At 69.3% G+C, this 26,167-nt stretch carries 28 protein-coding genes; 18 read left to right on the top strand and 10 right to left on the bottom strand.

The genetic code is table 11. The features are described 5' to 3' along the window. Positions 1-52: 52 nt before the first annotated feature. The 3 genes from CKW28_RS19650 to CKW28_RS19640 are packed head-to-tail and all read left to right on the top strand — an operon-like array spanning position 53 to position 2,818. Positions 53-1,729 (top strand): alpha/beta hydrolase, encoded by a 1,677-nt coding sequence (locus CKW28_RS19650; RefSeq protein WP_050812046.1) that lies wholly within the window; start codon positions 53-55, stop codon positions 1,727-1,729. Then, complete coding sequence (locus CKW28_RS19645; protein ID WP_003926240.1) at positions 1,726-2,412, top strand: Rv0804 family intramembrane glutamic endopeptidase; 687 nt, start codon at positions 1,726-1,728, stop codon at positions 2,410-2,412. Before CKW28_RS19650 ends, CKW28_RS19645 begins: the two co-directional genes overlap by 4 nt. A gap of 1 nt (position 2,413) precedes the next feature. Next, entirely contained in the window at positions 2,414-2,818 is a 405-nt protein-coding gene (locus CKW28_RS19640) for a sterol carrier family protein (protein ID WP_040547160.1), read from the top strand. Here the strand turns inward: CKW28_RS19640 and CKW28_RS19635 are convergent. Further along, positions 2,784-4,013 (bottom strand): hypothetical protein, encoded by a 1,230-nt coding sequence (locus CKW28_RS19635; RefSeq protein ID WP_003926238.1) that lies wholly within the window; start codon positions 4,011-4,013, stop codon positions 2,784-2,786. The genes CKW28_RS19640 and CKW28_RS19635 overlap by 35 nt on opposite strands. A gap of 108 nt (positions 4,014-4,121) precedes the next feature. Here CKW28_RS19635 and purF point away from each other — a divergent pair, with 108 nt between their 5' ends. After that, positions 4,122-5,651, top strand: a complete 1,530-nt coding sequence (gene purF, locus CKW28_RS19630) for an amidophosphoribosyltransferase (RefSeq protein ID WP_435405803.1) — start codon at positions 4,122-4,124, stop codon at positions 5,649-5,651. Positions 5,652-5,733: 82 nt separating this feature from the next. Here purF and CKW28_RS19625 read toward each other — a convergent pair whose 3' ends face one another. Then, on the bottom strand, positions 5,734-6,720 hold the full coding sequence (locus CKW28_RS19625) for an NAD(P)H-binding protein (RefSeq protein ID WP_003926236.1): 987 nt from the start codon (positions 6,718-6,720) through the stop codon (positions 5,734-5,736). 100 nt (positions 6,721-6,820) lie between these two features. Here CKW28_RS19625 and purM point away from each other — a divergent pair, with 100 nt between their 5' ends. Further along, on the top strand, positions 6,821-7,894 hold the full coding sequence (gene purM / locus CKW28_RS19620; protein ID WP_003926235.1) for a phosphoribosylformylglycinamidine cyclo-ligase: 1,074 nt from the start codon (positions 6,821-6,823) through the stop codon (positions 7,892-7,894). Between the two features lie 31 nt (positions 7,895-7,925). Here the strand turns inward: purM and CKW28_RS19615 are convergent, their stop codons facing one another. Next, complete coding sequence (locus CKW28_RS19615; RefSeq protein WP_003926234.1) at positions 7,926-8,090, bottom strand: DUF3073 domain-containing protein; 165 nt, start codon at positions 8,088-8,090, stop codon at positions 7,926-7,928. Positions 8,091-8,227: 137 nt separating this feature from the next. After that, a complete protein-coding gene (gene ygfZ, locus CKW28_RS19610; RefSeq protein ID WP_003926233.1) occupies positions 8,228-9,304 on the bottom strand; it encodes a CAF17-like 4Fe-4S cluster assembly/insertion protein YgfZ in 1,077 nt (358 codons plus the stop codon). A 64-nt stretch (positions 9,305-9,368) separates the two neighbouring features. On the opposite strand from ygfZ, the gene CKW28_RS19605 reads away from it, so the two are divergent. The 10 genes from CKW28_RS19605 (at position 9,369) to CKW28_RS19560 (ending at position 19,546) form a co-directional block, all read left to right on the top strand. Beyond that, entirely contained in the window at positions 9,369-10,247 is an 879-nt protein-coding gene (locus CKW28_RS19605; RefSeq protein WP_003926232.1) for an aminodeoxychorismate lyase, read from the top strand. Positions 10,248-10,499: 252 nt separating this feature from the next. After that, complete coding sequence (locus CKW28_RS19600) at positions 10,500-11,363, top strand: ABC transporter substrate-binding protein (RefSeq protein ID WP_003926231.1); 864 nt, start codon at positions 10,500-10,502, stop codon at positions 11,361-11,363. Between the two features lie 78 nt (positions 11,364-11,441). Next, entirely contained in the window at positions 11,442-12,653 is a 1,212-nt protein-coding gene (locus CKW28_RS19595) for a homogentisate 1,2-dioxygenase (RefSeq protein ID WP_003926230.1), read from the top strand. After that, a complete protein-coding gene (locus CKW28_RS19590) occupies positions 12,650-13,294 on the top strand; it encodes an IclR family transcriptional regulator (RefSeq protein ID WP_040547634.1) in 645 nt (214 codons plus the stop codon). The genes CKW28_RS19595 and CKW28_RS19590 overlap by 4 nt, the downstream gene beginning before the upstream one ends. A gap of 151 nt (positions 13,295-13,445) precedes the next feature. Next, a complete protein-coding gene (locus CKW28_RS19585) occupies positions 13,446-14,225 on the top strand; it encodes an alpha/beta fold hydrolase (protein ID WP_040547154.1) in 780 nt (259 codons plus the stop codon). A 30-nt stretch (positions 14,226-14,255) separates the two neighbouring features. Then, complete coding sequence (locus tag CKW28_RS19580) at positions 14,256-15,485, top strand: acyl-CoA dehydrogenase family protein (protein ID WP_003926227.1); 1,230 nt, start codon at positions 14,256-14,258, stop codon at positions 15,483-15,485. A 10-nt stretch (positions 15,486-15,495) separates the two neighbouring features. Next, entirely contained in the window at positions 15,496-16,635 is a 1,140-nt protein-coding gene (locus tag CKW28_RS19575; RefSeq protein ID WP_003926226.1) for an alpha/beta hydrolase, read from the top strand. Positions 16,636-16,665: 30 nt separating this feature from the next. Next, complete coding sequence (locus CKW28_RS19570; protein WP_003926225.1) at positions 16,666-17,892, top strand: CaiB/BaiF CoA transferase family protein; 1,227 nt, start codon at positions 16,666-16,668, stop codon at positions 17,890-17,892. A 2-nt stretch (positions 17,893-17,894) separates the two neighbouring features. Then, the gene (locus CKW28_RS19565) at positions 17,895-18,896 is read left to right on the top strand and encodes a hydroxymethylglutaryl-CoA lyase-like TIM-barrel protein (protein ID WP_235653874.1); all 1,002 of its coding nucleotides are present in this window, start codon (positions 17,895-17,897) and stop codon (positions 18,894-18,896) included. A gap of 2 nt (positions 18,897-18,898) precedes the next feature. Beyond that, on the top strand, positions 18,899-19,546 hold the full coding sequence (locus CKW28_RS19560) for a GntR family transcriptional regulator (RefSeq protein WP_040547152.1): 648 nt from the start codon (positions 18,899-18,901) through the stop codon (positions 19,544-19,546). Positions 19,547-19,555: 9 nt separating this feature from the next. Here CKW28_RS19560 and CKW28_RS19555 read toward each other — a convergent pair whose 3' ends face one another. The 6 genes from CKW28_RS19555 to lmeA form a co-directional block, all read right to left on the bottom strand. Beyond that, on the bottom strand, positions 19,556-19,816 hold the full coding sequence (locus CKW28_RS19555) for a hypothetical protein (RefSeq protein WP_040547150.1): 261 nt from the start codon (positions 19,814-19,816) through the stop codon (positions 19,556-19,558). Further along, positions 19,813-20,469: a heme-binding beta-barrel domain-containing protein gene (locus tag CKW28_RS19550; RefSeq protein WP_003926221.1), complete on the bottom strand. Its 657-nt coding sequence runs from the start codon at positions 20,467-20,469 to the stop codon at positions 19,813-19,815. The genes CKW28_RS19555 and CKW28_RS19550 overlap by 4 nt, the downstream gene beginning before the upstream one ends. A gap of 187 nt (positions 20,470-20,656) precedes the next feature. Further along, entirely contained in the window at positions 20,657-20,959 is a 303-nt protein-coding gene (locus CKW28_RS19540) for a DUF1416 domain-containing protein (RefSeq protein WP_003926219.1), read from the bottom strand. Between the two features lie 5 nt (positions 20,960-20,964). Continuing rightward, positions 20,965-21,798, bottom strand: a complete 834-nt coding sequence (locus CKW28_RS19535; protein WP_003926218.1) for a sulfurtransferase — start codon at positions 21,796-21,798, stop codon at positions 20,965-20,967. Between the two features lie 221 nt (positions 21,799-22,019). Next, on the bottom strand, positions 22,020-22,112 hold the full coding sequence (locus tag CKW28_RS24440; protein WP_353960606.1) for an Ms5788A family Cys-rich leader peptide: 93 nt from the start codon (positions 22,110-22,112) through the stop codon (positions 22,020-22,022). A 71-nt stretch (positions 22,113-22,183) separates the two neighbouring features. Beyond that, entirely contained in the window at positions 22,184-22,999 is an 816-nt protein-coding gene (gene lmeA, locus CKW28_RS19530) for a mannan chain length control protein LmeA (RefSeq protein ID WP_003926217.1), read from the bottom strand. 158 nt (positions 23,000-23,157) lie between these two features. Here lmeA and CKW28_RS19525 point away from each other — a divergent pair, with 158 nt between their 5' ends. From CKW28_RS19525 to pstS, 3 genes are all read left to right on the top strand, one after another. Next, positions 23,158-23,949 (top strand): winged helix-turn-helix transcriptional regulator, encoded by a 792-nt coding sequence (locus CKW28_RS19525; RefSeq protein ID WP_003926216.1) that lies wholly within the window; start codon positions 23,158-23,160, stop codon positions 23,947-23,949. A 74-nt stretch (positions 23,950-24,023) separates the two neighbouring features. Next, positions 24,024-24,932, top strand: a complete 909-nt coding sequence (mshD, locus tag CKW28_RS19520) for a mycothiol synthase (protein WP_050812045.1) — start codon at positions 24,024-24,026, stop codon at positions 24,930-24,932. Positions 24,933-25,037: 105 nt separating this feature from the next. Beyond that, the gene (gene pstS / locus CKW28_RS19515; protein WP_003926214.1) at positions 25,038-26,153 is read left to right on the top strand and encodes a phosphate ABC transporter substrate-binding protein PstS; all 1,116 of its coding nucleotides are present in this window, start codon (positions 25,038-25,040) and stop codon (positions 26,151-26,153) included. The last annotated feature ends 14 nt before the right edge of the window (positions 26,154-26,167 follow it).

The following is a 26,167-nucleotide window of genomic DNA, read 5'->3' as shown; positions in this document are numbered from 1 at the left end:
GGATCACCGCCCCGTCCCCGGGTTGCAGTGGGCAGCGCGGTGGGCGTGGTCGATGGTGCGGCTGGACTTCGTCGGGGTGGCGTTCGCGACGCTGTTCTTCTGCCTGTCGCTCACCCCGTCGCTGCTGCCGCGGGACTGGATGTTCCAGGGACTGATCTGCGGCATCAACGCCACCATCGGCTACGGCCTCGGGGTGCTCGTCGGGAAGATCGGCCACCGCTTCGCGCTGCGCCAGCGGCACTGGTGGCCACCGTCGAAACGGGTGCGGTACCTGGCCCAGACCGCGGTCGTCGCGGTGTCGGTGACGGTCGGTATGTTGATGCTGATCCAGGCGGCCGCGTGGCAGCGGCAGGTGTCCGAACTGATGGGGATGACCGGCCCCACCACCCTGGGCTACCTGCGCACACTGGTCGTCGCGGTGCTTGTCGCCGCCGCCCTGATCGGGGTGTCGCGGCTGCTGCTCGAGCTGATCAGAGCGTTGGCGCAGTGGCAGATCCGACGGTGGCACGTCAACGACGAGATCGCCTTCTTCATCGGCACCGCAGTGGTGGTGGTGCTGTTGATCACGCTCATCAACGGGGTGCTGCTGCGTGGTTTCATCGCCGGGGCCGGCCGCGTGTTCCAGCCGCAGAACGCCAGCACCCAGGCCGGGGTGGAACAGCCGACCGTGCCGGAACGGTCCGGCAGCCCGGAGTCGTTCGCGCCGTGGGACACCCTGGGCTATCAGGGCCGAAACTTCGTCGGCACCGGGCCGGACGCCGCTGAGCTCACCGCGCTCAACGGCCGCCCCGCCAAGGAGCCGATCCGCCTCTACGCCGGGCTGGCCACCGCCGACACCACCCAGGGCCGGCTCGATGTGCTGCTCAGCGAGATGCAGCGCACCCGCGTGCAGGACCGCCAACTGCTGGTCATCATCCCCACCACCGGCACCGGCTGGGTGGATCCGGTGGCCGCGCGGGCGATCGAATCGATGTACAACGGCGACACCGCGCTGGTGGCCATGCAGTATTCGTATCTGCCCAGCTGGATCTCGTTCGTCGCCGACCAGCAGACCTCGATGGACGCCGGACGGGCGATGGTGCACGCGATCCACGAACGCTGGTCGCAGTGGCCCGAGAACCGCCGCCCGAAGCTGGTGCTCTACGGCGAGAGCCTGGGCTCGATGGCCGGCCAGGCCGCGTTCGAATACCTTCCCGACATCGTGCAGATGGAGTTCTCCGCGGTGCTGTGGGTGGGCCCGCCCAACGCCAGCCCGCTGTGGCGGGCGGTGACCGCCCGCCGTGATCCCGGCACCCCGCAGGTGGCGCCGCGCTACGACAACGGGCGCACGGTGCGGTTCTCCGAGGCGGCGAACCCCGAGCAGGTGGCCGCCGACACCGCCGCGCCGTGGGAGGGCACCCGGGTGCTGTTCCTGCAGCACCCATCCGATCCGGTGACGTGGTGGTCGCCGGACCTGCTGTTCGAACGCCCGGACTGGCTGGTGGAACCGCCCGGATACGACCGCACCACAGCCATGCGCTGGTACCCGATCGTGACGTTCTGGCAGGTCGGGTTCGACATCTTCAACGCGGCGGCCATGCCGCCCGGACACGGGCACAATTACAGCGACACCCAACTCGACGGCTGGGTCGCGGTGATCGCCCCGGACGGCTGGACCGCCGCCGACACCGAACGGATCCGCCGGTCGATGCAACAGGCCATGGCCTCCGGCAGCCCCGAATTCGAATGAACGCACACACCACAGGCACCACGGAACCGAACACCGGACGAACCCGCGCCGTCGTGACCGCGACCGCGCTGGCCGCTGCGCTCCTCGGCTGGAGTTTCCGCGGCGCAGGCGGCACCGCCACCCGGAGATGGTTGCAGCACTGGGCCACCCAGGCCGCGCTCGGCGCCGGGTTGGCCGCGCTGCTGCGCCCGCGGATGGGGTTGCGGCCGCCGCACGTGTGGTCGGGTCTGCGACTCGGTTCGGCCGCCGGGGCGACGGTGGCCGGGGCCGTCGCCGCCACCACCGCGGTCCCCGCCGTCCGGCAGGCGATGGCCGCCCGCGAACTGCCGGACCCGGCCTGGCGGTGGGGTCTGGTCGACATCCCGCTCGGCACGGTGTGGGCGGAGGAGGTCGCGTTCCGCGGGGCGCTGTCCACCGCCAGCCGCGCCGCCTTCGGGCCGACCGCCGGCCGGCTGGTGCAGTCGGCGGTGTTCGGGCTGTCCCACATCGCCGACGCCCGCGCCGCCGGCGAGCCGGTGTGGGGCACGGTGCTGGTCACCGGGGTGGCGGGCTGGGTGTTCGACTGGTTGCGGGCACGGACCGGCAGCCTGCTCGCACCGATGCTGGCGCACCTGGCCGTCAACGAAGCCGGCGCGCTGATCGCGATCGCGGTGCAGCGCCGCCGGGCGGCCCGGGGGAGCTGACATGGCTCCCCGACGCCCCGACCCGACCCGGACGCAGGCCGCGGTGGCCGCCGTCGGCGCCTGGCTGCGCGACGACGACCACCCCGAACCGCCTCGCGCCGACATCGGCGCCGCGGTGCGGATGACCGCCCGCACCCTCGCCGCCCTGGCTCCCGGCGCCAGTGTGGAGGTGCGCATCCCGCCATTCGTCGCGGTGCAATGCATCTCAGGCACCAGGCACAACCGGGGGAATCCACCGAATGTGGTGGAGACCGATCCGCGCACCTGGCTGCGGCTGGCCACCGGGCTGCTCACCGTCACCGACGCGGTGGCCGCCGGAACGTTGCAGCTGTCCGGGGTCCGCGCCGGGGAGATTGCCGACTGGTTGCCGGTCAGCCGAAGTACGGATACTCCTGCACCCAGTTGAAACCCCGCCCCAGCAAAGGGAATTCGGACAGGTCGACCCGCTCGAGCGTCATCGTGAACGACCCGCTGTCCCACCGGCCGGTCAACTCCAGCCGGTCCGGTGCCGTCCGGTGGAAGGTGAAGGTCGACCCCGGCTCGGTGGTCAGGTCCACGGTCTCCAGCTCGCCCGACACCGACTGATACGTCAGCACATCCGGCTCCTCGACCACCACCCGCCGCCACGCCGGTCCACCGGCGGAGTCGGTCACCTGCCAGATCCCGTACAGCTCCGGTTTGGGACGGCCACCGCCGAACTCGAACCACCCGTTGACCCCGATGGTCACACACCCGGCCAGCACCCACACCCCGAGCGCCACCTGCACGGCCGCGGCGATCCGGTTGGGCCGCGCGGACTCGAACAGCCGGGGCGTCACCACCGGATCGGCCGGCCGTTCCAGCACCAGCACATTCGCCAGCCTGCGGGCCTGCGGAGCCAACAGCACCAGGGTCATCAGCAGCAGATGCGACGACAGGATCTTGACCGGGACGTCGAAGGTCAGGTTCAGCACGAACACCTGCACCATGCTGACCAGGCCGACCAGCGCGCCCAACGTCGCCGTGCGGGGGATGAACAGCAGGATCCCGGCGAGCAACTCCACCGCTCCGAGCAGGATCTCGTACGGATACGAGCTGCCCACCTGCAGCCACAACACCGCCATCGGGCTGAACTCGCCGAACGGCTGCAGCAGCGAGGTGAGCGAGGGCGCCGGCATCTGGCTGGGAATGACCTTCGCCATCCCGTAGAACATCATCTGCCCGCCGACGCAGATCCGCAGGAACGTCAGGAACCAGGCGTGCAGCCGCCGGTACTCGGTGCGCCGGCGGTCGAGCACGCTCCACACCACAGTGCCCGCCACTGCGACCACCAGCCCGCAGAACGCCATCACCCAGATGACGGCCTGATCCCCGCTACCGGAATCCAGATGCAGGCTGACGTCGGCGCCGAACACCTGCCGTCCCACCCACCGGGCGACCGGTTCCAGCACCACCATCTGCCACAGCACCGCGCGCTGCGGCAGCATCGGCGCGACCAGGCCGGTGAACGCGAACGTGATCTGCGCGAACCACAGGCAGAACAGGCCGAAGTACAGGAAACAGAAGCGGAAGGCCACGCGGGTGAGCGGATTCCACGGCTGGACGTCATCGGCGGTTTTCACGTCCCGCTTGGTATCACCACCCGTCACATCGCTGTCAATTCCTTTTCCACCGCGCCATGGCCGTAGACTTGGGGCGTCAGACCCGGCCCCTGGAGCAGCCCTATCGTGATCGGCGAGCACACGGAACGTGAACCTCGAGAAGAGTGCGGCGTATTCGGGGTCTGGGCCCCCGGCGAGGATGTGGCCAAACTCACCTACTACGGGTTGTATGCGCTACAACACCGCGGCCAGGAAGCCGCCGGCATCGCCGTCGCCGACGGCTCCCAGGTGCTGGTGTTCAAGGACCTCGGGTTGGTCAGCCAGGTGTTCGACGAACCGACGCTGGCCGCGATGCACGGCCACGTGGCGATCGGGCACTGCCGGTACTCCACCACCGGATCCACCACCTGGGAGAATGCCCAGCCGGTCTTCCGCAACACCGCGGCCGGCACCGGTGTCGCGCTGGGGCACAACGGGAACCTGGTCAACACCACCGAGCTGACCGACCGGGCCCGCGAACTCGGTTTGATCAACAACCGCGCCGGCGCGTCCGCCACCACGGACTCCGACATCCTCGGCGCGCTGCTCGCGCACGGCGCCGCCGACGCCACCCTGGAACAGGCGGCGCTCGAACTGCTGGCGACGGTGCGCGGCGCGTTCTGCCTGACCTTCATGGACGAGAACACCCTGTACGCGGCGCGCGACCCGTACGGCGTGCGGCCGTTGTCGCTGGGCCGGCTGGACCGGGGCTGGGTGGTGGCGTCGGAGACCGCGGCGCTGGACATCGTCGGCGCCTCGTTCGTGCGTGACATCGAACCCGGTGAACTGCTGGCCATCGACGCCGACGGGGTACGGTCCAGCCGGTTCGCCGCGCCCACGCCGAAGGGCTGTGTCTTCGAGTACGTGTACCTGGCCCGCCCGGACAGCATCATCGCCGGGCGTTCGGTGCACAAGGCGCGGGTGGACATCGGGCGCCAGCTGGCCCGGGAGAAACCCGTCGACGCCGACCTGGTGATCGGCGTGCCGGAGTCCGGCACCCCCGCCGCGGTCGGCTACGCCCAGGAGTCCGGCATCCCGTTCGGGCAGGGACTCACCAAGAACGCCTATGTGGGCCGCACCTTCATCCAGCCGTCGCAGACCATCCGCCAGCTCGGCATCCGGCTCAAACTCAACCCGCTGCGCGAGGTGATCCGCGGCAAACGGCTGATCGTCGTCGACGACTCGATCGTGCGCGGCAACACCCAGCGCGCGCTGGTTCGGATGCTGCGCGAGGCCGGCGCCGTCGAGGTGCACGTGCGGATCGCCTCCCCGCCGGTGAAATGGCCGTGCTTCTACGGCATCGACTTCGCGACCCCGGCCGAGCTGATCGCCAACGCCACCAGCGACGACGACAGCGGACCGGAGATGCTGGAATCCGTGCGCAGCGCGATCGGCGCCGACACCCTCGGCTACATCTCCCAGCAGGGCATGATCGCGGCGACCGAGCAGCCGGCGTCGCGGTTGTGCAGCGCCTGCTTCGACGGCGACTACCCGATCGAACTGCCGGGGGAGACCGCGCTGGGCAAGAACGTGGTCGAGCACATGCTCGCGAGCGCGGCCCGCAGCGGCCTACCGCTGCAGGCCGAGAACGACAACGTCTCGGCGGTGCGCCGCCCCTAGTCCCGGCGTCCGCGTTCTGCACCAGGGCTGTGGCCCGCGCGCGATCACGACCCTGGCTGCAGAAATCGCGCGCCGAAACGGCTCAGGCGCCGCGCCGCCGCACCAGATCGCCCCACGACGAGGGACCGGCCCACGGCGGATCGCTCGGCAGCGGCCCGTGCCGCAACGCCCGGCGCACCGCATCGCGGTAGCCGGTCAACCCGCCGGCCGGCGGTGCGATGACGGTGTCGACATCATGGTCGGCCATCACCGCATCGCACTCCAGCGACTCCACCAGCGGCTGCGCCAGCCCGGGCGGCAGCGGCGTCACCAGGCCCACCCACCAGCTGGCGATGCGCGGGGTGAGCCAGGGCAGCGGCACGATGACGCGACGGCGCCGCCCGGCCTCCTCGGCATAGACCTGGATCGCCTCGCCGTACTCGAGCACATCCGGCCCGCCCACATCCCAGGCCCGCGAGCCGGGCACCGCCGCGGTCGCGGCCTCGGCCAGATAGTGCAGCACGTCATCGACCGCGATCGGCTGGATCCGGTTGCGCACCCACTTCGGGGTGGTCATCACCGGCAGCCGGTCGGTGAGGTGGCGGATCATCTCGAACGACGCCGACCCCGACCCGATCACGATGCCGGCCTGCAGCACCACGGTCTCGATGCCGGAGTCCAACAGGATGTCGCCGACCTCGACCCGCGACTCCAGATGTGTCGACAGCCCGGTGCCGGGCGGATGCAGCCCACCCAAGTAGACCAGCCGCCGCACCCCGGTCCGTCGGGCGGCGGCCACCACCTCCCGGGCGGATCTGGCCTCCTCGGCGGCGAAGTCGTCCGCCGAACCCATCGAGTGCACCAGGTAGTAGACGACGTCGACGCCGGCGAACGCGGCGGTGAGCGAATCACCGTCGGTCAGGTCCCCCTGAACCACGTCGACGCGGTCCCGCCACGGCGCACCGGCCAGCTTCTCGGGGTTGCGGGCCATCGCCTGCACCGGATGACCCCGGTCCAGCAGCCGGGGGATCAACCGGCCGCCGATATAGCCGGTGGCGCCGGTGACCAGGCAGCGGGGAAGGTCGGGCATCGCATCGGTATGACCGTTTCGGCCGCGCGGCAAACCCGGCCCGGACGATTTCGCACGGCTGTCAGCAGGCCGCGGAACCGCCCGGGTAGCCTTTGTCACGATGACCGAGCGCGCCGAACAACACGGCATCTCCTATGCATCGGCCGGGGTGGATATCGAAGCCGGTGACCGGGCCGTCGAACTGATCAAACCGCTGGCTTCCAGAGCGTCCCGACCGGAGGTGATGGGCGGTCTCGGCGGGTTCGCCGGTCTGTTCAAACTCCGTGGCGGCTACCGCGAGCCGATCCTGGCCTCGTCGACCGACGGGGTGGGCACCAAGCTCGCCGTGGCCCAGGCCATGGACAAGCACGACACCGTGGGCCTGGACCTGGTCGCGATGGTGGTCGACGACCTGGTGGTCTGCGGCGCCGAACCCCTGTTCCTGCAGGACTACATCGCCGTCGGGCGTACCGTGCCGGAACGCATCAGCGAGCTGGTCAGCGGGATCGCCGAGGGCTGCGTGCAGGCCGGATGCGCCCTGCTGGGCGGGGAGACCGCCGAACATCCCGGCCTGATGGCGCCCGACCACTACGACCTGTCGGCATTCGGTGTCGGCATCGTCGAAGCCGACGACCTGCTGGGGCCGGAGCGGGTCCGCCCCGGTGACGTCATCATCGCGATGGGCTCATCCGGGCTGCACTCCAACGGCTACTCGTTGGCCCGCAAGGTGCTGCTGGAGATCGACCGGATGAACCTGGCCGGCCACGTCGAGGAGTTCGGCCGCACCCTGGGCGAGGAACTGCTCGAACCCACCCGCATCTACGCCAGGGACTGCCTGGCGCTGGCGGCGGAGACCAACGTGCGCACGTTCTGCCACATCACCGGCGGCGGACTGGCCGGCAACCTCGAACGGGTCATCCCCAACGGGCTGTCCGCCGAACTCGACCGCGGGACGTGGACCCCGGCGCCGGTGTTCGCGATGATCGCCCAGCGCGGCCGCATCGAACGGGCCGAGATGGAGCGCACCTTCAACATGGGCGTCGGGATGGTCGCCATCGTCGCGCCGGAGGACACCGACCGCGCGCTGGCGATCCTGACCGCTCGGCATCTGGACTGCTGGGTTCTCGGCACCGTCACCAAGGCCGGTAAAGACGAACCGCGGGCGCGCCTTGTCGGGCAGCACCCGCGGTTCTGAGTAACCGTCAGCAGACTCGCCGAGTCAGCGATCAGCGACGCCAGTCGTCGTCATCATCCCACTGGTCGCCGTTGATGTCGTCCGACTTGGCGCCGGACAGTTCGCGCTGAAGCCTCGCGAAGTCCGTTTGAGGTGAGCTGTACTTGAGCTCACGTGCAACCTTGGTCTGCTTTGCCTTTGCCCGGCCGCGGCCCATCGGGGGACCCCCTCGCGCAATAACGGAGCGGCCTTTTACAGGCGGCTCCGATCTGTCGTGTCTTGTTTCTGTCCTGCCGACACTCTACCGTGCCTTCTCGCTTCGTGCTGTCAGGCCCGTCACTCCCGGGCGTCAGATCACTGCGCGCGGCCGCGTAACCGCTCGACCGCCCGCCGTCCGGCGCCGCCGGTGTCGGTGTCCGGGACCGAGTCCGCGTCGATGCTCGCCGCGATCTGCACCGCGCCGCCGGTGACCAGCTCGGTATCGGCCGGAAGGCCGCGTTTGACCAGCGCAAGCGCGATCGGGCCGAGATCGACGTGGTCGATCACGGTGCCGAGCCGGCCCACCGCGCGCCCGCCGGCCAGCACCGGATCCCCGGTGGCGGGACGGTCCTCGGTGGACCCGTCGAGATGCAGCAGCGCCAGCATCCGCGGCGGCTTGCCGAGATTGTGCACCCGCGCGACGGTCTCCTGGCCGCGGTAGCAGCCCTTGTCCAGATGCACCGCGGCGCCGATCCAGCCGACCTCGTGGGGGATGGTGCGCTCGTCGGTGTCCACCCCCAGCCGGGGACGCACGGCGGCCACCCGCAGTGCCTCGTACGCCCACACCCCGGCCCGGCGCACACCGGCGCCGGTGAGCCGGTCCAGCCAGTCCGCGACCTGAGCGCGGGGCACCACCAGATCCAGTTCGGTGTCCCGGCCCGGCAGCCGGCGCACGAAACCGCCGTCGGGCAGCGGGGCGGCGTCCGCCCCGTCCGGCGGCGGGGGAGCGCCGACGGTTTCCAGCAACGCCGGGTCGACGGCGCGCGGCCCGAGCAGCGACAGCACCCCGAGGTCGGCCGGCTCGACCGTCACCTCCGACCAGAACACCATCTTGCGCAGATAGGTCAGCAGCGGCTCGCCCCGCCACGGTTCGGTGTCGAGGTGGGTGACGCCCGGCAGCTCGGTCTGGATCCAGTGGTCCTCGACCCGGCCCTGGGCGTCCAGGCTCAGGTTCTCGGTCACCGCACCGTCGGGCAGCTCGCTGACGTGCTGGGTGGACAGGCTGTGCAGCCAGCTCTTGCGGTCCCCGCCGGTGAGTGTCAACGCCGCCCGGTGGGAGCGGTCGACGACCACCACCTCGGTGGTGGCGGCGCGTTGCTCACCGAAGGGATCGCCGTGATGCCAGACGGTGCCGGCGTCGGGCCCCGACTCGGGGCTGGGAACTGCGGACATGACTCAACTCTACGGTCGATGCGGCGGGCGGCCGCGGGCGTCGGCGCGGCTACGCTGATGCGCCATGGCGAATGCACCGGCGGTTGTGGTGACGTTGGACGGACAGCTGCGCGCCCCCGGCGAACCGCTGCTGTACGCCGACGATCTGGCCGCCGTCCGCGGCGACGGGATCTTCGAGACCCTGCTGATCCGCGACGGCGGGCCGTGTCTGCTGGAAGCCCACCTGACGCGGCTGACCGGTTCGGCGCGGCTGATGGACCTGCCCGAACCGGATCTGCCCGCCTGGCGGGCCGCGGTGGCCACCGCGGTGCGCCAGTGGTGCGACCGCACCGACGACGAGGGTGTGATGCGGCTGGTGTACAGCCGCGGCCGGGAGAGCGGCGCCGGCCGCCCCACCGGCTACGTCACCGTCGCCGCGCTGCCGGAGCGGGTGGCGGCCGCCCGCCGGGACGGGGTGTCGGCGATCACGCTGGACCGCGGAATGGCCAGCACCGCTGCCGATCTGCCCTGGCTGCTTGCCGGCGCCAAGACACTGTCGTATGCGGTGAACATGGCCGCGCTGCGGCACGCCGAACGGCACGGCGCCGGGGACGTGATCTTCGTCAGCACCGACGGCTACCTGCTGGAGGGGCCGCGCTCCACGGTGGTGATCGCCACCGAGATGGACGGCGTCACCTGTCTGCTCACCCCGCCGCCGTGGTATCCGATCCTGCGGGGCACCACCCAGCAGGCGTTGTTCGAGGTCGCCCGCAACCGCGGCTACCAGTGCGACTTCCAGCCGCTACGTCCTGCTGACCTGTTTGCGGCGCAGGGGGTTTGGCTGGTTTCGAGCATCACGTTGGGCGCCCGGGTGCACACCCTGGACGGTCGGCCGATGCCGGGGGCGGCGCTGGCCGCGGAGATGGCCGAGCTCGTCGACGCCGCGATCGTCAGCGATCGTTGAGCGCAGCGCGAAAATCGGTTGTCGCACCCCCTTGCGCCGAGTACGGTCGCTCCTACACAGGGAAGGAGGTGGTCCGGAAATTGATTGATCCATGGACTTGTGAGGTGACTGCGCGCTAGCAGCTGCGCATGCGAGGAATCACCTGCGCGCGCCGGCGAATTCCCCGCAGTCACCCGGCCCCCGAGCCCCTTGGTCCGTCCAACCAGGGAACCAACGGCTCGGGGGCCGCTCCATGTCTGCGATGATGCGGCCATGTCGATTTCCCGGGCCGCTTTGCTGCTGACCGCATCCGCACTGACCGTGGCGCTCAACGCGTGCGCTGCGGGCACCGACGAGCCGACCGCCACCGAGCCGGTGGCCGAGCCGCCGGCCTGCCACAAGGAGCACCTGCCGACGCTGGAGCCCGGGGTGCTCACACTGGCGACCAAGCCGATCGCCGTCAACCCCTGGTACATCAACAACCAGCCGGAGAACGGGCAGGGCTACGAATCGGCGGTCGCCTACGCGGTCGCCGAGAAACTGGGCTACAACCGTTCGGAGGTGCGCTGGATCCGCACCGAGTTCACCGACACCATCGCCCCCGGCGACAAACCCTTCGACCTCAACCTGTCCGAGGTGACGATCACCGAGGAGCGCCGGCAGGCGGTGGACTTCTCCTCCGGCTACTACAACCCCACCCACGCCTTCCTCACCACCGCACAGTCCCCGGCCGCCGGCATCACCACCCGCGACGAGCTGAGCGGGGTGCGGCTCGGAGCCCGGACCGGGACCACCAACCACCAGACCGCGGTGCGGCTCAGCGGCGAATACCCGGCCATCGAGTTCGCCACCGACGAGGAAGGCCGTGAGGCGTTGCTGAACGGTGACATCGACGTGCTGGTGCTGGATCTGCGGACCGCCTTCTCCACCCAGCTGGAGCTGCCCGGATCGGTCATCATCGGCCAACTCGAACCCGAGCCCGGCAACTCCGAGCAGTACGGAATCGTGCTTGCCAAGGACAGCCCGCTGACCGACTGCGTGTCCCAGGCGGTCGACGAGCTCGGTGACAACGGCGACCTGTTCCGGCTGCAGAAGGAATGGCTCGCCGGACCCGGCGCCGCGCCGTTCCTGCCCTGACCGCGTCCGCCCTGCGGTCGATTTTCGTGCGTCCACGTTCTATAGTCGCTCACAACTGGACGTGGACGAAAGGGCTGCATGTACTACCGCGCAGTGGGCGAGTTCCCGAAGACCCGGCACACCGTCTTCACCACCGCAGACGGGCGCCCCACCTTTGAGGAGTTCATCGGCGAAGAGGGGTTCTCCGGCACCGCGTCGCACCTGTACCACCTGGGCGTGCCGGCCAACCTGGTCGATACCCGCACCTGGGAGATCGGCGATCTGTCGACCCGGCCGAACGTCCCCCTACGGCCCCGACACTTCCGGCTTCCGGACCTGTTCCCGGCCGGCGCCGAACGGGGCAAGGACGTGGTGCGGCACCGTCGGCTCATCCTGGCCAACGACGACGTGCGGATCAGTTACGTCGTCGCCGACACCCCCTCACCGCTGTACAGCAACGGCCTCGGCGACGAGGTGGTGTACATCGAGAGCGGCGAGGCCGACGTCGAGAGCGTGTTCGGCACCCTGTCGGTCGGGCAGGGTGACAACGTCGTCATCCCCCGGGTGGCGATCCACCGCTGGATCCCCAAGAACGTCGACACCGCCGGTCCGCTCAAGGCCTACTGCGTCGAGGGCAACGGGCACATCGAGATCCCGGCGAAGTACCTGACCAGGTTCGGTCAGTTCATCGAGGGCGCGCCGCTCACCGAACGGGACATCCGCGGGCCGGTCGGGCCGCTGCTGGCCGCCGCCGACGAGGCCGACCAGGACACCGAGGTGTATGTCAAGCACGGCCACGGCTCGGAGGTGCACGGCTCGATCGTGGTCTACGACCACCATCCGTTCGACGTCGTCGGCTGGGACGGCTACCTCTACCCGTACGCCTTCAACTACCGCGACTTCTCCCCGGTCACCGGCAAGATCATCCAGCCGCCACCGACCTACCAGATCCTGGAGGGCCCGAACTTCGTCGTCTGCAACTTCGTGCCCCGGATGCTCGAGTACGGCGAAGGCGCGATCACCGTGCCCTACTACCACTCCAACGTCGACGCCGACGAGGTGATGTTCTACTACGCCGGCGAAACCGCGGCCCGGAAGGGCACCGGCATCGGAAACGCCTCGGTGTCACTGCATCCCGCGGCCTACACCCACGGGCCGACGCGGGAGGCCTACCTCAACTCGGTGGGCGCCACCGAGAGCAAGGAGATGGCCTTCATGGTCGACACCTTCAACTCGCTGCGGCTCGGTGAAGGGGCGTTGGCGTGCGACGTCGACGACTACCCGTGGACCTGGGCGGGCCGGCGCGCATGACCAGAACCGCCGACACCGCACAGACGTTGAGCCGAGGGCTCGACGTGCTGAAGTTCGTTGCCGCGTCAGCGACTCCGCTGACCATGACCGAGATCGCCACCGGGCTCGGGCTCAACCGCACGGTCGTCTACCGGCTCGTCGGCACGTTGGTCGAACACGGTCTGGTGCGGCGTACCGCCGACGGCAGACTGTCCGTCGGCCTCGGGGTGCTCAGCCTGACCGAGAACTTCTACCCCTCGCTGCGGGAGTCCGCGCTGCCGGTCCTGGAGCGGTTGGCCGAGGACGTGCAGGCCACCGCCCACCTCGCGGTGGCCGACGGCGACGAATCGCTGGCCATCTGCGTCGTGGAGCCCACCTCGACGACGTTCCACCTGGCCTACCGGCCGGGTGCCCGGCATCCGCTGGGGAAAGGTGCGGTGGGCAAGGCGCTGGCGGCGGCCGCGAAGGGTGAGGACGGCGTCTTCGTCACCCACGGCGAGCTGACCGCCGGGGCGACGGGTGTGGTGGCCGCGGTGCCCGATCTGCCCGGTCTGCCCGCCGCGATCGGGGTGGTCACGCTGACCGAACTGGGCTGGCAGCACTTCGAACCGCGGGTGGTGGCGGCCAAGCGGGAACTCGCGGACGTGCTCAAAGGAGAGTGACATCAAGATCAAGATCGGATACAGATTTCCGGTCACTTCCGGAGAAATCCTGAGAATTGGGCGCCCAGGTGCGCTTAATTGCATACAATTCAATTGACTTCACGTTGAAACGCCCATAGTCTGCGGGCAAGAGTCATGGCAAGGAGGTGCGATGAGCAGCCCATCGCCGGTCGTGATCGGTCACGGCCCCAACCGGGTACTGGCCTTCCACGGTTGGTTCGGATCATCGAAGGGGTGGGGTCCGTTCCTGGACTTCATCGACCGGGACCAGTTCACCTATGCGCTGGTCGATTACCGCGGCTACGGCGAGCGCAAGGAGGTGTCCGGCGACTACACCATCTCCGAGATCAGCCGTGACGCACTGCAAGCCGCAGACGAACTGGGCTGGGACCGGTTCAATCTGCTGGGGCATTCCATGGGCGGGCTGGCGGCGCAGCATGTGCTCAAGGACGCGCCACAGCGGGTGCTGCGGTTGGCGGCGTTGAGCGGGGTGCCGGCCACCGGCGCACAGTTCGACGACGAAACCTACGCGCTGTTCGACAAGGCCGCGAACGACGATGAGGTCCGCGCCCAACTCACCCACTACTCAACGGGTTTCCGACTCAACAACACCTTCCTGAAGCGGATCGTCGACGAGTCGCGGACGTACAGCACCGTCGACGCCTTCGGTGGGCATCTGCCCTCGTGGGTCCGCACGGACATCTCAAAGGACGTCACCGGACTCGAGCATCCGGTGAAAGCCATTGTCGGCGAACATGATCCATCCATGAACGCCGAAGTGATGAAGGTGACGTGGCTGAAGTTCTACCCGAACGCCGAACTCGAGGTGATTCCCAACGCCGGCCATTACGCGATGTACGAGACACCGGTATGGCTGGCCACCACCCTCGAGAAGTTCTTCCTCGGCGAGTCCACCGACTCACCAAGCTGACCCCCGGATTGCACACCGAAAGGCACACTCATGACCCAGACCATCAACACCAACAACCATCCCGACCTGGAAGCGACCCGCCGTGAGGTGCTCGCGGCCGTGGACGACATCCTGCCCGTCCTGGAGCGCAACGCCGACACCGCCGAGAAGAACCGCGCCGTGCCGCAGGAGAGCTGGGACGCTCTGATCGAATCCAGTGCGCTCCGGCTGTTCGCGCCGCGGCGGGCCGGCGGCCTGGAGGCCGGTTACCGGACCTACGTCGAGGTGACCGCCAAGGTCGCCGGGGCGTGCGGATCGTCCGGCTGGTTCTGCTTCATCCTCAACCACGGCGACTGGCACATCGGCCAGATGAGCCAGGCGGTGCAGGACAAGGTGTGGGCCAACGGCGCCACCGAGAAGGTCATCGTTCCGCTCACCCCGGCGCCCGGCTCCAGCATCGAACGGGTCGACGGCGGAACCAAACTCACCGGTGAGTGGCCGTACTCCTCGGGCAGCGACCGCGCGAAGTGGGGCGTGATGGGCTTCCCGGTGTTCGGTCCCGACGGCACGCCGGTCGACAACGCGATCGGTTTGATCTCGATGGATCAGGCCGAGGGGATCAAGGACACCTGGCATGTGTCGGGGATGGCCGGCACCAGCAGCAACACCGTCGTGCTCAAGGACGTCGTGATCCCGGACGAGGAGACGATCACCTTCGGAGAGATCATGTCCGGCAACTTCCGCACCCCGCACAAGCACGAGGCCCAGTACCACCAGGACGCCGGCACCATCTTCCACGTCGCCACCCTGGCGCCGGTGCTGGGGCTGGCGCGGGCCGCCTACGAATACGTGCTGCGCCGGATCACGTCGTCGCCCAAGGCGATGGCCTACACCTTCTACACCGACACCACCAAGTCGTCGGCGACCCAGTTCGCCATGGCCCGGGCGTCGTGGCTGATCGACACCGCGTTCGACCAGATGCTCGCGACCGCCGACGCGATCGACGCGCAGGCCCGCACCGGCAAGCCGTTCTCCAACGCCGAGCGCGCCAGGTTCGCGATGAAGGCCGCCGAAGGACACCGGATGTGCCGGGAGGCCTTCGACCTCGTGCTCGACGTCAATGGCGCCGGTTCGTTCGCGCTGGCCAGCCCGCTGCAGCGGATGTGGCGGGACATGCACATGGGATCGCGGCACGGTCTGTCGGTTCCGGGGCTCAAGCACGAGGTCTACGGCCGTTCGCTGCTGGGTGCTCCGGAGCAGCAGATGACGCCGATCCTGTGACGGGGCGGCAATGACCTCACAGGAACTCCTGGCCATCCCGATGGTGGCCGGGGGACGGCTCGACGTCTACTCCGGAGTGGCCCGGCTGGCCGGGAAACTGTGGGCCAGCTGCCACCGGCCCCCGTCCGGTGGCAGCAGGACCGCGGTGCTCATCGTGCATCCGACGTCGAACTTCCTCGGCCACTACGCACTGGAACCGTTGGCGCGCCGCGGAATCACCGCGGTGGGCATGAACACCCGCTACCTCGGCAACGACTCCGCGCTGATCACCGAGAACTGCGTGCTCGACGTCGGGGCGGGGGTGCGCTACCTCAAGGACCGCGGGTTCGAGAAGGTGGTGCTGATGGGCAACTCCGGTGGCGGCGGACTGGTCAGCCTGTACCAGAGCCAGGCCGAGAAGCCCTCCATCACCGCCACACCCGCCGGGGATCCGCCCGACCTGACCCAGGCCGACCTGCCGCCGGCCGACGGCGTCATCTGCGCGATGGCCCACCCGGGCCGGGCGGCGGTGTACACCGAGTGGCTCGATCCGGCCATCGTCGACGAGCAGCGGCCGTTCGACCGGGACCCGGAACTGGACGCGTTCAATCCGAAGAACGGGCCACCGTTCAGCCCGGAGTTCATCGCGCGGTACCGGCAGGCCCAGGTGGAGCGCAACCGGCGGATCACCGCGTGGGTGCGCCGGCAGCTCGACGAGCTCGCCGCTGCCGACACCGGGGTCGCCGATCTGCCGTTCACCGTGCACGGGACCTGTGCGGATCTGCGGTTCCTGGACCCGTCGATCGAACCGTCGGACCGGGAGCCGGCGACGCTGTGGGGTGAACCCTGGGTGGCCAACTACCTGCCCGCCTCGCTGGGCCACAACACCAGCCTGCGGTCGTGGTTGAGCCAGTGGAGCATCGACGACAGCAACGCCGACGGCCCCTACCATCTGGGCCGGGTCTCGGTGCCGGTGCTGGTGGCGTACGGCACCGCGGACAACGCCGCGTTCCCCGCACACGCCAGGGCGCTCTACGACGGGGTCGGACACGACGACAAGGAGCTGTTCGAAATCCCCGGCGCCAACCACTACTTCAAGGGACAGCCGGAACTGCTCGACCGGTTCTGCGACAAGGTCGTCGACTGGCTCGAGCGACACGATCTGCGCTGACACCCCGGACAACTCAACCAAAGGACGGACATGACCACAGAGGTGGAAACGACTGCGACCCAGCCGACCACCGGCCCACTGCACGGCATCCGGGTGGTGGAGATGGGTTCTCTGCTGGCCGGCCCGATCGTCGGACAGATGATGGGCGATCTGGGCGCCGATGTGGTGAAGATCGAGGACCCGGGCAAGGGTGACCCCCTGCGCCAATGGGGCCAGAACCGGCCCAAGGGGCAATCGCTGTGGTTCTCGATCGTCGGACGCAACAAGCGTTCCGTGACGATCAATCTGCGTGAACCCCGCGGCCAGGAACTGGTGCGGCAGCTCGTCGCGGAGGCCGACGTCCTGGTCGAGAACTTCCGTCCCGGAACGATGGAGCGGTGGGGGCTCGGATACTCCGACCTGGCCGAGATCAACCCCCGACTGGTGATTGTGCGGGTCTCCGGATTCGGGCAGGACGGACCGTACGCCTCGCGGCCGGGCTACGGCGCGATCGGTGAGGCGATGGGCGGATTGCGTTACGTAGTAGGCGATCCCAGCACTCCGCCGTCACGGGTGGGCATCTCCATCGGCGACACCCTGGCCGCGCTGTTCGCCACCATCGGCGCCCTGGCGGCACTGCGGGAACGCGAGATCAGCGGACGCGGCCAGATGGTCGACTCGGCGATCTACGAAGCGGTCCTCGGCGTGATGGAATCGCTGGTGCCGGAGTGGACCGTCAGCGGTTACCAGCGCGAACGCACCGGTGCGATCCTGCCCAAGATCGCGCCCAGCAACGTGTACCCGACCAGCGACGACACCTGGATCCTGATCGCGGCCAACCAGGACACCGTGTTCCGCCGGCTCGCCGAGGCGATGGGCCGACCCGAACTCGCCGAGGACGAGCGGTACGCGACCCACGTCGCCCGCGGTGAGCATCAGGCCGAACTCGACGAGATTGTCGCCGAGTTCACCCGCCGGCACACCGCCGCCGAGGTCGAGGCGCTGATGCACAAGCACAACGTGCCGGTCGGAAAGATCTACCGCCCCAAGGAGATGCTGGCCGATCCTCAGTTCCGGGCCCGCGAGTCGATCACCAGCGTCGACCATCCGGTGCTGGGAGAGATCCAGATGCAGAACGTCTTCCCGCGGCTCAGCCGCACCCGCGGATCGATCCGCTGGCCCGGGCCCGGCCTCGGCGAACACACCGATGAGGTGTTGCGCCAGCTCGGCCTCAGCGATGAGGAGCTGCAGAAGCTGCATGACGCCGGGGTGGTGTGACGGTGCCGTCTCCGGTGGCCCCGCCGTCGCGGGATGCGGCGGGCTCCGCGCGGCCGGCGCTGCCCGGTCTGCCGGACTCCATCGAGCTGGTCGAAGTCGGGCTGCGTGACGGCCTGCAGGCCGTCACCCGGCCGGTGCCGACGGCGGAGAAGGTCGCGATCGTCGAGGGCCTGATCAACGCCGGCTTCCGCACCATCGAGGCGGTGTCGTTCGCCCACCCGAAGGTGCTTCCGCAGCTGGCCGACGCCGAGGCGGTGATGGCCGCCGTGCCGCGACCGCCCGACGTCACCTACCGCGGCCTGGTGCCGAACCTGCGGGGCGCGCACCGGGCGGTGGCCTGCGGGCTCGACGAGTGGGTGCTGGTGGTGTCCGCCGACGAGGAGGTCAGCGTCCGCAATCAACGCCGCACCGTCGAGCAGATGCTCACCGAACTGCCCGGGGTGGCCGCGCTGGCCCGGGAGTCGGGCGTGCGGCTCATCGTCGCCGTGGCGTGCGCGTTCTTCGCCCCGGCCCGCGGCCCGGTACCGCGTCAGGAGTATCTGCGGGTCGTCGACGCCGCCGTCGACACCGGAGTCGACGCGTTGTATCTGGCCTGCACCACCGGCCAGGAACATCCCGGCGAGGTGGCCGAGCGGGTCGGTGAGGTTCGCCGCCGCCATCCCGCGGTGCGGGTGGGCGTACACCTGCACAACCGCAACGGTTTCGCCGCGGCCAACGCGATCGCCGCGATGCAGGCCGGGGCGGCCTGGCTGGAGGGCAGCTTCTGCGGGCTCGGCGGCGACCTGTGGTTTCCCGGTGACCCGAGCGTGTTGGGCAACGCGCCGATGGAGGATTTGATCCACCTTTGCGATGCTCTGGGTGTGCGGACTGGGATCTCATTACCCGACTACCTGGACGTCGCGCGGTTGGCCGAACAGCTGACCGGCGTGCCGACGACGGCATTCGTCGCCCGAGGCGGTTCCCGCCACGACCTGGCGACCGCCCAATGGTCGGAGACCGTCTAGCGATGAGCAGGACCGTGGAGTCCAACGGCGACGCGTCCGAACGCGCGTATCAGGCTGTGCTGCAGATGATCCTGGACGGGGAGGCGCCCGCCGGCAGCTGGCTGCGGGAACAGACCCTGGCCGAGCAGATCGGGGTGAGCCGAACCCCGGTGCGGCAGGCGCTGAACCGGCTGGCCGCCGAAGGCGCCATCGAGCTGGTGCCCAACCGCGGTGCGCAGGTGGTGTCGTTCAGCGACGAGGACGTCGAGGCGCTGTTCGACCTCCGCGCCCGGTTCGAGCCGCTGGCGGTGCGGTTGGCGGTGCCGCAGCTGACCGAGGAGCGCATCGCCGAGCTGGCCGACCTGGCCACGCGGATGGAGGCGCTGCTGGACCGCCGGCCGCTCGACACCCACCAGATGAGTCGGCTCAACAACGCCTTCCACGGCATCTTCCTCGCCGAGGCGGGGAACCGTCACCTCACCGCCGCGATGCAGGCGGTGGTGCGGCCGGCGCTCGTGACGCTCACCTTCCAGAAGTACAGCGAGCGGGCATTGCGGCTGAGCATGCACCACCACGCCGAACTGGTCGAGGCCGCCCGGGCCCGGGACCCGGAATGGGCCGAGGCCGTGATGCGGGCGCACATCCTCGCCGCCCGGCACGCCGGCGAGTAGACCCGGGGCCTAGTTCGCCGGACCGGGCGCGAACTCGGCGCAGTCCGCCATCGCCTGCTGCCAGCGCTGTTCGTCGACGCCCTCCGGGGTGCCGGCGGCCGGACCCGCCGGCACCGGAACGCCGTGCCGGTCCAGGCATTCGGCGAAGGCACCGTGACTGGTGGAATCCTCAGTGGTGCTGCTGGTCTCGGGTGGGGCCGGGTCACCGGCCGAGCAGCCGACCGCGACCAGTGCGGCGCACGCCGCCAACAGCAGTCGTGGCCGTCTCATCCCACGTACCTCGACAACCGTGCGGACAGGTGCGGCACCAGATGCCCGTCGGCGTCCACCCGTTCCTCCACGTAGGCCAGATCGCCGCCCGCGACGATGCCGTAGAGCCGTTTGGCGCCGCCCACCAGGGTCCCGGACCGGCTGCGCGCCAACGCATCGGTCACCAGCTCCCAGGAGGACTGGTTGAGCGGCCGGCCGTAGAACAGTTCGATGTAGCCGGCGGAGTTCGCCAGCAGCAACTCGATGGCCTGGGATTCGGACGGATCGTTCGGATCGTTGACGAACCGCCAGTACCCGGTCTCGCGCAGGTCATGCCGCTCGTACTCGCCGGAGGGGGAGATGCGCCAGGACCGCGCTTCCCAGTTGAGGTAGTTGTTGCCGTCGTGCGAGACGATGATCTGCTGACCGAACCGGTAGTCACCGGCCTCGTCACGGCCCTCGCCTTCACCCCGCCACACCCCGACCAGCGGCAGCAGGGCGAGCAGGTCGTCGTGCAGGTTCGCGCCTTCGCGCAGATTGGCGGTGTCGGCCGGAATCGGCAGATCGTCGAAGACGGGGATGTTGCGGGCGGCGGTCACCCTGGCGCGCTCGGCCGCCTCGGCGATCGCCCGGTCCCCGGAACGCCGGGTGGTGGAATCGTCCTCAGCCGTCACGACTCGTCGGTGATCAACCGGTACAGCGCGTACAGCGCGAACCAGGTGACCAGGACGACACACGCCACCAGCAGGATCTCGAAGAAAAGCACCACGGCGTTCAGTCTAGATCGTGAGCCGGACCCCACCGTCACCGGCGTCGCGCCGCGAGCGTGCGCGGATCGGCGCACGCTCGCGGCGCGAGGGGTCAGGCGACCTTGATGTCGACCTCGTGGATGCCCGCGCCCGACGGCGCGACGACGGCGTCGCCGTTGCCGGCCCGCGACAGCGCGCGCACCTTCCAGGTGCCCGGAGCGGCGAAGAACCGGAAGTCACCGGTGGCCGACGCGACCACCTCGGCGGTGAACTCGTCGCTGGCGTCCAGCAGGCGCACGAAGGCGCCGCCGACGGCCTCTCCGTTGCCGTCGACCACACGACCGGTGATCACGGTCTCCTTCTCCAGGTCGACATTGGCCGGCAATGTCAGTCCTTGCTTGGGTGGAGCGCACATATCTTCTAACTTCCCAACTCGATCGGGGCCCCCACCAGGGAGCCGTACTCCGTCCAACTACCGTCGTAGTTCTTGACGTTCTTGTGTCCCAACAGTTCCTGCAGCACAAACCAGGTGTGCGAGGAACGCTCACCGATGCGGCAGTAGGCGATGGTCTCCTTCTCGCCGTCCAGGCCGGTCTCGGCGTAGATCTTCTCCAGCTCCTCGTCGGACTTGAAGGTGCCGTCCTCGTTGACCGCCCGGCTCCACGGCACGTTGATCGCGCCGGGGATGTGCCCGGGTTTCTGGCTCTGCTCCTGCGGCAGGTGCGCCGGGGCGAGGATCTTGCCGGAGAACTCGTCGGGGGAGCGCACATCGACGAGGTTCTTCTTGCCGATGGCGTCGATCACCTCGTCGCGGAACGCGCGGATGCTGTTGTCCGGCTCCTTGGCGACGTAGGTGGTCGCGGGCCGCTTCGGCACCTCCTCGGTCAGCGGACGCCCGTCGAGCTCCCAACGCTTGCGGCCACCGTCGAGCAGCTTGACGTTCTGGTGGCCGTAGTACTTGAAGTACCAGTACGCGTAGGCGGCGAACCAGTTGTTGTTGCCGCCGTAGAGGATCACGGTGTCGTCATTGGAGATGCCGCGTTCGCTCAGCAGCTTGGAGAACTGCTGCTGATCGACGAAGTCGCGACGCACCGGATCCTGCAGATCGGTCTTCCAGTCGAGCTTGACCGCACCCGGGATGTGGCCGTCGTCGTAGGCCGAGGTGTCCTCGTCGACCTCGACGAACACCACGCCGGGGGTGTTCAGGTTGCGCTCGGCCCAGTCGGCGGTGACCAGGACATCGGAGCGGGCCATCGATGAATCCTTTCGGTTGATCGGGTTTCAGAAGTCGAACGACACAGGGTCGAACAACACGTCAGGGCTCACAGGGTGCAGCGACACGGCACGCTGTGACGGCGGTGCGGTGGGAATCGGTGACACGGAGAGACTCCTGTTGATCGTTGTCTGGACGGGCTGCGGCGACAGTCCCTGAAACGGCTGCTTACGAGCGGTTGACGTCGGTGAGGAGACGGCGCTCAGCAGCTACAACAACAACAGAAGCAACCCGCCGTGCGGCACAGATCGACTGCGCGGCGCTTGGTGAGCATCAGCTCGAGGCGGGCGGACACGCCGAACAGCTTACCCAAACCCCGTCCGGTCCGGTCAACGGCGGTACCCCGACCCGCACCGCCGGATCCGGTCACGATTGGCGGAACTGCGGCAACGCGATCGTGATGTCCTCGGCGATGCCTTCGATGATGATGTCGGAGCCGCGGGCCCCTTCGCTGGTCGGGGCCAGCCCGAACGGCAGCCTCTGATCCGGCAGGACGGCGGAGAACGCGTCGAGAACCGCGGGCAGCTTGTCCTCCGGCACCTCCCGGTCCGCGGTGTTCGGCCCGGTCAGCACCCCGGTCGGGGTGAACACCAGCGTGGTCTGGTCTGGACCGGTGATCGACAGGTCGACCGCGATGCTGACCCGCTCGTGAAAGTCCGCCGCGGTGGGCGTTCCGGTGAACACCAGCCCGCGGTTGCTGGAGATGCCCGATTCGGTGGTCCCGCCGGTGGCGTCGTTGGACTCCCGCGTCGGCGCCTCCACCAGCAGGTCGGTGATGCCCATGTACCGGCCGAGATGGGTGGAGTCGATGATGATGCGGCTCTCCACCTTGCCCACCGGCAGCTCGGCGTCCGGCGGGATCAACCAGGACGCCTCGGAGACGTCGATGGAGTGCAGGGTGGCCTCCAGCGCGGCCCGGCCGACCCCGGGGTGATCAACGCCACTGGCGCGGATCTCCAGTTCGTCGTAGTGGCGGTCGCGCGCCTGGGTGATGAACGGGAAACCCAGGATGGCCACCGCCGGATCCCGGTCCAGCTCCGCGGCCGTCCGAACCGACCTGGCCAGCCGGTATTCGGCGTAGATGGCCGCCCCGAAATCGACACCCACCGCGCCCACCGCCACCGCGGCCACGGTCGCGACCACACCGATCACCAGCTTCCGCACCCGCACATTCTCACCCACCGTGGTCGAACGGCTTTCTTCCGTGCGGCTGATCGGCAGGTTGCGCGCTATCGTGGAAGAGCTGTCGGCCGGGTAACGGCCGCATGTCAGCCATGGATCTGGGAGATCACCGGCGACATCGATGTCCTCGGCGATGTGCCAGCACGCTGGAGGGCCAGTTGGATCTACTACTGCTGACAACCGACCCGAATCCCGAGGCCGTGCTGCCCGCACTGGCACTGCTCCCGCACACCGTCCGGCCTGCGCCGGCCGAGGTGTCGGCGCTGCTCGACGCGGGTTCGGCCGATGTCGCGATCGTCGACGCGAGAACCGACCTGGCGGCTGCCCGTGGACTGTGCCGGCTGCTCGGCACCACCGGGTCGTCGGTGCCGGTGGTCGCGGTCGTCACCGAGGGCGGTCTGGTCGCGGTCAACGTCGAGTGGGGGCTGGACGACATCCTGCTGCCCGGGACCGGACCGGCCGAGCTCGACGCCCGGTTGCGGTTGCTGGTCGGCCGCCGCGGCGGGGCCGCCGCCCAGGAGTCCGCCGGAAAGATCACCCTCGGCGACCTGGTCATCGACGAGGGCACCTACACCGCGCGGCTGCGCGGTCGGCCGCTCGACCTCACCTACAAAGAGTTCGAACTGCTCAAGTACCTCGCCCAGCATGCCGGCCGGGTGTTCACCCGCGCCCAGCTGCTGCAGGAGGTGTGGGGTTACGACTTCTTCGGCGGCACCCGCACCGTCGACGTGCACGTCCGTCGGCTGCGGGCCAAGCTCGGCGCCGAACACGAATCGCTGATCGGTACGGTGCGCAATGTGGGATACAAGGCGGTACGTCCGGCGCGGAATCGGAGCTCCGAGTCCCGGGACGGTTCCCGCGGCCCGGCGGAGCAGGCCGACGCGGACTCCCCGGACGCCGACTACCCACCCATGCCCGACAAGCTCACCGACAAATTGCAGACCCAGTGACGGAAATCAACCCGGGCCGCGGTGCGGCCGAAACCAACCCGGGCCGCGGTGCGGCCGAAACCAACCCCGCCCGGATCGCCTGGCAGACCAGCCTGTCGCCGGCCGAGCAGCAGCGCATCCGCGACATCATCGCCGCGGCAACCGAACACGACGGGGTCGCCCCGGTCGGCGAGCAGGTCCTGCGGGAACTGCCGACGGACCGGACCCGCCATCTGCTGGCGCGCATCGACGGTGAGATCGTCGGCTATCTGAACCTGGCCCCGGCCACCGAAAACGGTCCCGCGATGGCGGAACTCGTCGTCGCCCCGCAGGCTCGTCGCCGCGGCATCGGCTCCGAGATGATCCGCCGCGGACTGGCCGCGGGCGGTGCGGATGCCCGGGTCTGGGCGCACGGCAATCTCGAACCCGCCCAGGCCGTCGCGGCCGTGCTGGGCATGCGGGTGGTCCGTGAACTGCTGCAGATGCGCCGCCCGCTCACCGGGCTGCCGCCGGTGCAGGTGCCGGACGGGGTGCGGATCTTCACCTACCCCGGCCCCGACGCCGACGCCGAACTGTTGCGGGTCAACAACGCCGCGTTCGCCTGGCACCCGGAACAGGGCGACCTCACCGCCGAGGATCTCGCCGAACAGCGCGCCGAGCCGTGGTTCGATCCGGACGGCTTGTTCCTGGCCGCCGACGCCGACACCAGCAAACTCCTCGGCTTCCACTGGACCAAGGTGCACAGCGACCGGCTCGGCGAGGTGTACGTGGTGGGGGTCGACCCGGCCGCGCAGGGCCGCGGCCTGGGCCGGGTGCTCACCCTGATCGGGCTGCACCATCTCGCCGAACGGCTGTCAGATTCGTCACATCCGATGGTCATGCTCTATGTCGAGGCGGACAACGCCGCGGCCGTCGCCACCTACCGCAAGCTGGGTTTCGAGGTGTTCGGCGTCGATGTCGCCTACGCCTTCACCACCCCCGGGGACACCCCCGCCGGACAGTGAGATCGGCAAACCTGTTCACCTTCCGTTAACCTGCCATCCCCGCTCCGTCCACCACCGCCGAATAACTTGCCTTACAGCAATGGCATCGAGGCGAAAGTGGGACAGGTGAAGTTCGACGGCTTTGGCAGGGCGTTCGGCAGCGTGTCGGTGGCGGCCGTCGCCGCGCTCGTGTTGGCCGGCTGCGGCAGCGACGACAACGTCCCGACCGGAGCGGCGCCCACGGGTGCGGCCGACTGCGGCGGCAAGACCAACATCACCGCCGAGGGGTCGACGGCCCAACAGAACGCGGTCGCGATGTTCAACCAGGTCTGGGGCCAGCTCTGCCCGGGCAAGAACATGTCGTACAACCCCACCGGGTCGGGCGCCGGCCGTGAGCAGTTCATCGCCGGCCAGGTCGACTTCGCCGGCTCGGATTCCCCACTGTCGGAGAGTCAGGTGCCGCAGGCCGCCCAGCGGTGCGACGGACACCCGGCATGGCATCTGCCGCTGGTCTTCGGCCCCGTCGCGCTGGCCTACAACCTCGACGGTGTCGACGACCTGGTGCTGAACGCCGATGTGCTGGCCCGGATCTTCCAGGGCCAGATCACCAACTGGAACGATCCGGCCATTGCCGCGCTGAACGAGGGCGTCGCCCTGCCGGACGCCCCGATCACCCCGATCTACCGGTCCGACTCCTCGGGCACCACCGACAACTTCCAGAAGTACCTCGCCGCGGCCGCGCCGGAGAGTTGGACCCGCGGCGACGGCAGCGAGTTCCAGGGCGGCGCCGGTGAAGGCGCGCAGAAGTCGGCCGGCGTGGTGCAGGCCGTGCAGGCCACCCCCGGTGCCATCGGCTACGTCGAGGTCGGCTTCGCCCAGCAGGCCGGCGTGCCGTACGCGAAACTCGACAGCGGCGCCGGCGCGGTCGAGCTCACCGACGAATCGGCCGGCAAGGCGATCGACGCGGCCCGGTTCGCCGGCGACGGACAGGATCTGGTGCTGGACCTGAACTCGCTGTACGGCACCAGGGAGCCGGGTGCCTACCCGTTGGTGCTGGCCACCTATGAGATCGTCTGCTCCAACGGGTATGACCCCGACACCGCGACCGCGGTGAAGTCGTTCCTGACCGCGGCGGCCGACGACGGCCAGTCCGGATTGTCCGCCGCCGGATACGTTCCGCTCCCGGAGCGGTTCAAGGAGCGGCTGCTAGGCTCGATCGACGCGATCGGCTCGAACCCCTGAGTGTGGGTGGCCAC

Source organism: Mycolicibacterium thermoresistibile (genome assembly GCF_900187065.1).
Taxonomy (GTDB): Bacteria; Actinomycetota; Actinomycetes; order Mycobacteriales; family Mycobacteriaceae; genus Mycobacterium; species Mycobacterium thermoresistibile.
The sequence above is the reverse complement of the archived record's forward strand: the minus strand, read 5'-3'. Positions and strand labels throughout refer to the sequence as shown.